Annotated in this window: 10 protein-coding genes; 4 read left to right on the top strand and 6 right to left on the bottom strand. The window is 34.1% G+C overall.

Annotation, left to right across the window (positions count from 1 at the left end):
* The 5 genes from ABJD66_RS08325 to ABJD66_RS08305 all read right to left on the bottom strand — a co-directional run.
* Positions 1 to 1,255 (bottom strand): aldehyde dehydrogenase (locus ABJD66_RS08325; RefSeq protein ID WP_348130320.1); only part of this gene is annotated, 1,255 nt, incomplete at its 3' end.
* A 42-nt stretch (positions 1,256 to 1,297) separates the two neighbouring features.
* A complete protein-coding gene (locus tag ABJD66_RS08320) occupies positions 1,298 to 2,926 on the bottom strand; it encodes a S41 family peptidase (RefSeq protein WP_348130317.1) in 1,629 nt (542 codons plus the stop codon).
* Between the two features lie 4 nt (positions 2,927 to 2,930).
* Complete coding sequence (locus ABJD66_RS08315; protein ID WP_303540076.1) at positions 2,931 to 3,356, bottom strand: dCMP deaminase family protein; 426 nt, start codon at positions 3,354 to 3,356, stop codon at positions 2,931 to 2,933.
* A gap of 79 nt (positions 3,357 to 3,435) precedes the next feature.
* Positions 3,436 to 4,020 (bottom strand): HupE/UreJ family protein, encoded by a 585-nt coding sequence (locus tag ABJD66_RS08310; protein ID WP_100894143.1) that lies wholly within the window; start codon positions 4,018 to 4,020, stop codon positions 3,436 to 3,438.
* A 34-nt stretch (positions 4,021 to 4,054) separates the two neighbouring features.
* On the bottom strand, positions 4,055 to 4,798 hold the full coding sequence (locus ABJD66_RS08305) for a TerB family tellurite resistance protein (protein ID WP_100894142.1): 744 nt from the start codon (positions 4,796 to 4,798) through the stop codon (positions 4,055 to 4,057).
* 124 nt (positions 4,799 to 4,922) lie between these two features.
* Here ABJD66_RS08305 and ABJD66_RS08300 point away from each other — a divergent pair, with 124 nt between their 5' ends.
* The 4 genes from ABJD66_RS08300 to ABJD66_RS08285 all read left to right on the top strand — a co-directional run bounded on the left by ABJD66_RS08300 (position 4,923) and on the right by ABJD66_RS08285 (position 8,337).
* On the top strand, positions 4,923 to 5,333 hold the full coding sequence (locus tag ABJD66_RS08300; protein ID WP_348130312.1) for a BrxA/BrxB family bacilliredoxin: 411 nt from the start codon (positions 4,923 to 4,925) through the stop codon (positions 5,331 to 5,333).
* Positions 5,334 to 5,399: 66 nt separating this feature from the next.
* The gene (locus tag ABJD66_RS08295; protein ID WP_100894140.1) at positions 5,400 to 6,137 is read left to right on the top strand and encodes a lysophospholipid acyltransferase family protein; all 738 of its coding nucleotides are present in this window, start codon (positions 5,400 to 5,402) and stop codon (positions 6,135 to 6,137) included.
* Positions 6,134 to 6,805: an HD domain-containing protein gene (locus ABJD66_RS08290; RefSeq protein WP_348130308.1), complete on the top strand. Its 672-nt coding sequence runs from the start codon at positions 6,134 to 6,136 to the stop codon at positions 6,803 to 6,805. The genes ABJD66_RS08295 and ABJD66_RS08290 overlap by 4 nt, the downstream gene beginning before the upstream one ends.
* A 104-nt stretch (positions 6,806 to 6,909) precedes the next feature.
* A complete protein-coding gene (locus tag ABJD66_RS08285) occupies positions 6,910 to 8,337 on the top strand; it encodes a Gfo/Idh/MocA family oxidoreductase (RefSeq protein WP_348130305.1) in 1,428 nt (475 codons plus the stop codon).
* Between the two features lie 72 nt (positions 8,338 to 8,409).
* On the opposite strand, the gene ABJD66_RS08280 is transcribed toward ABJD66_RS08285, so the two are convergent.
* Positions 8,410 to 9,114: a DsbA family oxidoreductase gene (locus ABJD66_RS08280; RefSeq protein WP_348130302.1), complete on the bottom strand. Its 705-nt coding sequence runs from the start codon at positions 9,112 to 9,114 to the stop codon at positions 8,410 to 8,412.
* Positions 9,115 to 9,220 lie beyond the last annotated feature (106 nt).

Here is a 9,220-nt window from a genome sequence, read left to right as displayed (position 1 = left end):
AAACATCAAAAGAAGTTTTGCCATGGTACGCGCCAATACCACTAGAACCTACGCCACCAAACGGTAGTTTTTTATTGGTTATGTGTATCACAGTATCGTTAATTGCACCGCCACCAAAACTGTATTTGGTTATTATTTTTTGTTGAAATTTCCTGTTTGTAGAAAAAACATATGTGGCAAGTGGCTTACCATAGTTCATAATATGTTTTTCTATATCTTTTTCTGTAGTATACGAAATGATTGGTAAAATAGGCCCAAAAATTTCTCCTTGCATTAACTTACTATCTAAACTAGGTTCGTTAACAAGTGTAGGAGCTATGTAATTATCGTTTGCATTTGTTTGACCGCCAAAAATAATTTCTTGCCCTTGTAATAATTCAGTTAAATTGTTAAAATGGTTTTTACTAACCGTACGTGCATAATCTTTAGATGCCTCTATATCTTTGCCATAGGAGTCTAAAATACTTTGTTGCAAAGCTGCTACTAATTTATCTTTTACATCTTTGTGAACTAAAATGTAATCTGTAGCAATACAAGTTTGCCCCGCATTTAAAAATTTACCCCAAGCAATACGCTTTGCTGCAAGTTTTATATTGGCAGTTTGGTCTACAATAGCAGGGTTTTTACCACCAAGTTCTAGGGTAATAGGTGTTAGGTGTTCGGCTGCACTTTTGTAAAATATTTTTCCGACATTGGTACTACCTGTAAAAAAAATATAATCCCATTTTTGAGCTAATAAGTTTTTAGATACTTCTACGCCTCCTTCTACAACGGCAACATATTCATCATTAAAAATTGCAGTAATTAGTTCTACTATAATTTTAGAGGTGTTTGGTGTTATTTCTGATGGTTTTATAACTGCCGTATTACCTGCTGCAATGGCGCCAATCAAGGGGGCAATTGCTAGTTGAAAAGGATAGTTCCAAGGTGCAACAATAAGCACAGTCCCATAAGGCTCTTTATACAACCAGTCTGATGATGGAAAATTTAATAATGCACCAGACACTTTTTCTGGTCTAGCCCATTTTTTAATGTTTTTAATGGTGTAGTTAAGCTCAGCTAAAACAAACTGTGTTTCTGCCGCCATAGACTCAAATCTAGGCTTTTTAAAATCTTCATAAATAGCATCGCATATTGCAGCTTCTCTAGTTATAATTTCTTGCCTAAGTTTTTTTAAAGCTTGTTTACGGTATGTTATGTCTTTGGTTTGTTGTGACTTAAAAAACGCGTGTTGCTTTTGTAGTATCTCCATCATGGTATGCAATATACCAAAAAAGAGCTTTGTGTATGTTAAATACTAGTTGTCTATTTCTTCCTGATTTTGCAGGTCTTTGTCTTCAAAATTCTCATTTGTAAGTTCTAAAACCTTTTGTAGCATTGGGTCAGATTTACTTTTTATTTCTGCATATGCATTAGCATCAAATAACTGATCTGCTAAAGTTGCTTTTAAGTATCTTTTTAAACTAACCTCATACTTGTAAAAGTCTAAAGAAAGATTATTCTTTTTAGCGTAAGTAATAAACTCTACAAACAGATTTTCATCAACCTTAAAATCTCTAATAAATTCTTCTCTAGAGAACATATTATATCTAGACCTGTCTTTGTCTAAATGTTCAAAAGTAAAGTATGATATAAAACCATAGCTGTCTAAGTCTATAATTGCTTCTTGTTCATTATTTCCAATAGGTACAAACTCGTCTGGTATAATGCCACCACCGCCATATACAGTTTTTCCTTTTGGAGTAATATATTTTAGTGAATCTGCAACTTTGATACTATCTGCATCACGCATTTCCCCGTTTGCATAACGTTTCATTAATTCTTGGTAATAATCTACATTACCTTTTTTATAATCACGCTGTATAGATCTTCCTGTTGGTGTGTAGTACCTAGAAATAGTTAAGCGCACGGCTGAGCCATCGCCTAAATCCATTTCTCTTTGTACTAGTCCTTTTCCAAAAGAGCGTCTGCCTACAATTGTACCTATATCATTATCTTGTAATGCGCCAGCAACAATTTCACTAGCAGATGCAGACCTTTCGTTTATTAAAACAAATACAGGTTTATCTTCAAAACTACCTTTGTCTGTAGCATAAGCATTTTCAATTGTACCTTTTTTATTTTTAGTAAACAAAATAAGTTTTCCGTCTTTTAAAAACTGATCAGCCATTTGCTCTGCAATACCTAAATAACCACCAGGATTGTCTCTTAGGTCTAGGGTAAGTTTGGTTGCACCTTGTTTTTGTAATGCTTTAAGAGCAGTTTTAAATTCTTTATAGGTAGACTCTGCAAACCTGTTAACCTTTATGTAACCAATATCTTTGGTTAGCATATAATAGCTATCTACACTTTTTAAGGGTATGGTATTTCTTTTTACTGATACAGTAAATGTATGGTCTTCTTTTTTACGGTAAACTTCTAAGTCTATAGTAGAGCCTCTTTTTCCTTTTAGTTGGTCTACAATGCTACCACTTGCCAGTTTTTTACCAAATAACTCCTCGCCATTTGCTCTTAAAATACGGTCGCCGGCTTGTATGCCTTTGTTGTAACTAGGTCCGTTTTCTACTGTTTTAATAACTGAAATGGTATCTTGGTACATGTAAAAATTAATACCTATACCAACAAAGTCACCTTTCATACTTTCAGAGACTTCTGCCATTTCCTTTTTAGGAATATAAACCGAATGTGGATCTAGCTTGCCTAAAATATTATTTACGGTAACATCTACAATACTATCTGTATTAACATCGTCTACATATTCATAATCTATGTAGTCTATTAGCCTATTTAATTTGTCTTTTTTAGAATTTGTTGTAAAAAGACGCTCAGGAGAATCATTAAAGTTTAACTTACCACCAAGCAAAATACCAAGCGCTAAAGCTGCGGCAATTACAATGGGCCATATGTAATACATTTTATTTTTCATACTACTATTGCAGTGGTAAATGGGTTAATTTTATGCCTGCTTTTTCTAAAAATTTTAATCCAGAATCGTCTTTGTAAGCATTTTGGTATACCACACGTACTATGCCAGACTGGTGTATAAGCTTGCTACATTCTTTGCAAGGAGATAACGTAATGTATAAAGTTGCACCTGTACAAGATTGTGTAGAAGAAGCTACTTTAGATATTGCATTTGCTTCAGCATGTAATACATACCATTTTGTGTATCCTTCTTCATCCTCACAAATGTTTTCAAAACCAGTTGGTGTTCCATTGTATCCGTCAGAAATTATCATTCTATCTTTTACAATAATTGCACCTACTTGCTTACGATCACAGTATGATAATTTTGCCCATTCCTGAGCCATACGTAGGTAAGCTTCGTCGTATTTTTTTTGTTTACTGTCTTTCATTTTTGTTGTAATGGCCACAAGATACAGGCTTTAGCTAACGCACACAATCAATAAAGGATAATTTTAACACTAAAACCTTTTAGTATGGGAACGTATCTATTAACATTGGTATTGTAATAGCTAATACAATTATAGATGCTACTATGGCATACAGCCACTGTTTAACTTTAAATAAGCTTACTACTACAAAAGTTAATGCAAGCGCTAAGACCAATATTAATAGCTGAGACATTTCTATTCCTGTAGCAAAGCCAAGTAATGGTGTAAATTTATTTTCTTCCTCTGCCATTAGCATTTTAAAATAGTTAGAGAAACCAAAACCGTGAACCAAACCAAAAAAGGCGGTGGCAATAACGTGTAGTTTTATAGATGCTAAAGTTTGCTTGTTTTTAGCAGCATAAATATTAAATAATGCTGTAATAAAAATGGTTACCGGAATTAGAAATTCTATTAAACCAGTGTCAGGTGTAACATATCCGTAGCTAGATAAACCTAAAGAGAAGCAATGCGCAACAGTAAAAACGGTAGCTAAGAGTAAAACATTTTTCCAATCTTTAAACGAAAAAGGAATGGCTAAAGCAGTTAAAAATAAAATATGATCATAAGCACTAAGGTCTAATACGTGCTCTAAACCTAATCCTATGTAAAATAAAAACTGTTCCATAATTTCTTTTTATAAATAAATGATTAAAAATTAACTAGCTGATACCACGTTCTTTCTGTATAGTTTCATATGCTTTTTGTACCTCTTTAAATTTTTCTTCAGCTCCTTTTTTTATGGCTTCGTTTTGGGTAACAACTTTATCTGGGTGGTATTTTTTTGCCATAGATCTATAGGCTTTTTTAACCTCGTCATCTGTAGCACTTTTATCAATCTCTAGTATTTTATAAGCCGTATCTGCAGATGCTACAAACATTGCTTTTACACTTTCGTAATCTCTTTTTCCTAATTTAAAGTAAGCAGCAATATCTCTAATTACTTCTACTTCTGCACCAGTAACAGAACCATCGGCTTGTGCAATGCCAAATAAAAAATGTACTAATTGTAACCTAACCTCATAACGTACACGCTGATTTAAATAGTAACAAATGCGCTTTGCAGAAATCTCATGCTTTTTATTAACCTCATTAAAGGTTCTAAAAATGGCATTTGCCTTTTCCTTTCCATAAGTCTGTACAAAATATTGGCGTACATAGTCTAACTCTGGTTGGCTAACTTTTCCATCTGCTTTTATAACAATAGAACAGAGTGATATTAATTGCATTTCAAAATCTGCAGGAGAGACTTTTTGGCGAGTCATATCATTAAAAACAGTATTTCCGCCTCTATTATTTTTACTTCCAGTAAGGTTGTCTAAAAGGCTACCAATAAAAAAGCCGGCAATACCTCCAGGGATTTTAAAAAATATGCTGCCTAGTATCGCAGCTATCCATTTTAACATACTTTTTTCTAAATTTTTTCAAAGATAAAGGTTAAGATTAAATGAAAAGTTAAGGTTTATAGAAAAATGCGACAAATTAGTTACTTTTGTAGTAACGCTTATTAACATAATAAAATTAAAATATATGTACCCAGCAGAATTAGTAAAACCAATGAGAGAGGATTTAACCTCTGTAGGTTTTGAGGAATTATTCACAGCAGAAGCTGTAGAAAAAGCAATAAATGCAGAAGGTACTACTTTAGTGGTAGTTAACTCTGTTTGTGGTTGTGCTGCTGCTAATGCAAGACCAGGCGCAAAAATGAGTTTACTTAACGATAAAAAACCAAGTAATACTGTTACAGTTTTTGCAGGTGTAGATACAGACGCAGTTAATGCAGCAAGAGGACTTATGGTTCCTTTTCCTCCATCATCGCCAAGTATTGCTTTGTTTAAAAACGGAGAGTTAGTGCATATGATAGAACGTCACCACATTGAAGGTAGACCAGCAGAAATGATTGCTGAAAACTTAAAACAAGCTTATGATGAATTCTGTTAATTAATAGAATTTAAATTATCTTAAAAAACCGCTCTATACATAGGGCGGTTTTTTTATTTTTGTAGCATGCAAAAACTAATATCATACCCATTAACGGCATTGTATTTTTTATCCTTTGGATTATCACTAATCATTTTTCATCCTATACAATGGGTTTGTTTTAATGTGTTTGGTTACACGGCACATAAAAAAAGTGTTAGTATATTAAATTGGTTTTTAATGCGTAGCACACACTTTTTAGGTACGCGTTATTCGTTTAAAAAAGAGGCAAAAATACCTACAGATAGGCCTATTATATTTGTGGCAAACCACCAGAGTATGAACGATATTCCGCCACTTATTTGGTTTTTTAGAAAAAATCACCCAAAATTTGTGAGTAAAAAGGAGTTAGGTAAAGGAATACCAAGTGTATCTTATAATTTAAGGCACGGAGGTTCTGTTTTAATAGACCGTAAAGATGCTAGGCAAGCACTTACAGAAATTGCTAAACTTGGTAAATACATAGAAAAACACAAGCGTAGTGCCGTAATTTTTCCAGAAGGTACCAGAAGTAGAACAGGGCATCCTAAAAGGTTTCAACCAATGGGACTTAAAATTCTTATGAAAAATGCACCATCAGCCTTAATAGTTCCTATAAGTATTAACAATTCTTGGAAACTTTTAAAATACGGTAAATACCCATATGGTTTAGGTAGTCACTTTACAATAGACGTGCACACACCTATAGAAATTAAAGGAAATGCAGACGATATAATTGCACAAGTAGAACAAACAGTAACCGCTGGCGTAACCTCTTTTAAATGATAAATTCTGATATAATTGCACAAACTAAAGCCTTTGTAAAAAAAACTTTAGAAGGTGCAGAAGGTGGTCACGACTGGTTTCATATAGAGCGTGTGTATAATAACACAATGCTTTTAGCTAAGGATGAAGCTGTAGACCAATTAGTAGTTGCTCTTGGTGCGTTATTACATGATATTGCTGATGCTAAATTTTATAATGGCGATGAAACTGTTGGTCCTAAAATGGCAACAGATTTTTTAAGATCTATACAGGTTGATGAAAAAAATATAGATCACGTTGTAAAAATTATAGAAAACATTTCTTTTAAAAGTAGTTTAAAGGTTGATGATGCAACTACAGCAAAACCTTTTACATCTTTAGAGTTACAAGTGGTGCAAGATGCAGATAGGTTAGATGCTATAGGTGCCATTGGCATAGCGCGTGCTTTTAATTATGGTGGATTTAAAAATAGGGAAATGTACAACCCAGATATTGCTCCCAATTTAAATATGACTAAAGAGGAATATAAAAAATCTACAGCACCAACAATTAATCATTTTTATGAAAAATTACTGCTTTTAAAAGATAAAATGAACACCCAAACGGGTACAAAGCTAGCAGCACAAAGGCATTCTTATATGAAGACTTTTTTAGAGCAGTTTTATAACGAGTGGAACGGTAAAGAATAATAGGTTTTACTACAACGTTATAGTTTTTCTTTTAACATTTTTTGCAAAAGTGTTGCTTGTATTTTTTATGTATCTTCAACCAGTAAACTATAAGCAACCTTATTATGGGAAGAAGAAAATTTATAAAAAATGTAGCTGCATCTTCTGCTGCATTTTCTATTGTTCCAAGTTTTGTACTTGGTAAAAATCACGTGCCACCTAGTGATACACTTTACATAGGAGCATTTGGAGTAGGAGGTAGAGGATCATCTGTAATTAAAGAACTTACAGAAACAGGTAAAGTTAAGTTTGTTACTCTTTGTGATGTAGATGAAAGAGGAGTTGCTGCCAGTCATAAATTACACCCAAAAGCAAAAAGGTATAAGGACTTTAGAGAAGTGTATGATAAGCATTTAAATGAAATTGATGCTATTATGGTGGCAACACCAGACCACACACACGCTACCATTGCATTGCCTTTTATGCGTGCCAAAAAACACGCGTACGTAGAAAAACCTCTAGCGCACAATATTGAAGAGGTAAGGTTAATGACCAAAGTAGCTAAAGAAAACGGAATTATTACCCAAATGGGGAACCAAGGAGCGTCTAGTCCTGGTAGTAGAACAGCTAAAGAATGGATAGATGCTGGTGTAATTGGAGATGTTACTAAAGTAGATTGTTGGACCAACAGACCAGTGTGGCCACAAGGAGTAAAAACACCAGCAGGCGGACACCCAATTCCTAAAGAGTTAGATTGGGATTTATGGTTAGGGCCAGCGGCTATGAGAGATTATAACCCTGCTTATTTGCCATTTAAATGGCGTGGTTGGTGGGACTTTGGAACAGGTGCTTTAGGTGATATGGGTTGCCATATTATGGAAACTCCATATAGTGTTTTAGGTTTAGGATCACCAACAGAAGCAGAGGCTAGTTGTACAACTACTTGGGTAGGAGATTTTGTAGAGGCAGATTACTCTAGCTCTTGTCCGCCTTCATCTGTAGTGCGTTTAAAAGTAGATGCACCAAACCAAGGAAGTATAGATTTAAATTGGTATGATGGCGGAATTATGCCAGATATTCCTAGTGAGCTAGCCGATGGTGAAAAACTAGGAAACGGAGATGGTGGCGTAGTTTTTCATGGTACAAAAGGTATTATTTTAACAGATGTGTATTCTGCTAATCCTAGACTGTTACCAGCAGATGTTAATAGTATGTTTAATAAGCCAAAAGAAACATTGCCAAGAATAAAAGGCGGTTCTGCAGGACATCAAAATAACTGGGTAGAGGGTTGTTTAAATGGTACAACCGCATCATCAGACTTTGTAACTAAAGCCGGACCATTAACAGAGGGTGTGCTTATGGGTAATTTAGCTATTAAAGCATACCAATATAAAACACTAAAAGCGGGTAAAAAAGTAGGAGATTGGGATCCTTATAACTACCCTGGTAGACGTACCATAAAATGGGACGCCGCCAATATGAAAGTTACAAATTTTGATATGGCTAACGAATGGGTTTCTCGTGACTATAGAAAAGGATGGGAACTAAAATAAAAGTATTTTAAAGTACAAAAGGCGCTATTAACAATTGCTAATAGCGCCTTTTTATTTATTTAGAGTTGTAAATTAATCACAATTGCCATCTACATCACAAGATTCTCCGCCTGTTGTTGGTAAAATGGTTAATGACTCTTTTTGATGTTTTTCCCAAGCTTGTTCTAAAGCCTCAGTAAAAGCTTCTACTGGTTGTGCTCCAGAAACTCCATATTTGTTATCTAACACAAAAAAAGGCACACCGCTAACGCCTATGTTGCGAGCTTCCATTTCGTCTTGTCTAACCTCGTAAGTAAACGCATCTGTTTTGTATATTTCTTCAACAGCAGTTTTGTCCATACCAACAGAGACAGCTGTATCTGCTAAAAATGAGATGTCATCTATATTTTTCCCATCTTCTAAATGTGCTTTTAGCAATGCTTCTTTGGTAGCATCTGCAAAACCTACTGTTTTTGCATATTGTAATAAACGGTGCGCATTTAAAGAATTTGCGGTAACAATGTCTTCAATTTTAAAATTAAGACCAACACCACTAGCCATTTCTGTAACTCTGTTAAACATACCTTTAGCATTAACCTCATCTACACCTTTGCTTTGCATAAAGTGGTCTATAGCATTAATATCTGTTTGCGTTTTTAAGTTAGGATCTAACTCAAAACTTTTCCATTCTACAGTAATTTTATCTTTGTGCGGAAATTTATCTAATGCAGCTGTAAAGTTACGTTTGCCAATGTAACAAAACGGGCATCTAATATCAGACCATATATGTATTTGCATAACTATTTTATCTTTTAGTATTAATGTATTGTTAGACGAAAATACGGTAGAAACCTTTCAGGAAGCAATTAGATGTTAGTGGTTTTAATAATTAATTGAAAAAGAA

This window comes from Cellulophaga sp. (assembly GCF_039943695.1).
Classification (GTDB): Bacteria; Bacteroidota; Bacteroidia; order Flavobacteriales; family Flavobacteriaceae; genus Cellulophaga.
Note: the sequence above shows the minus strand (reverse complement) of the source record. Positions and strands in the feature narration are given on the sequence as shown.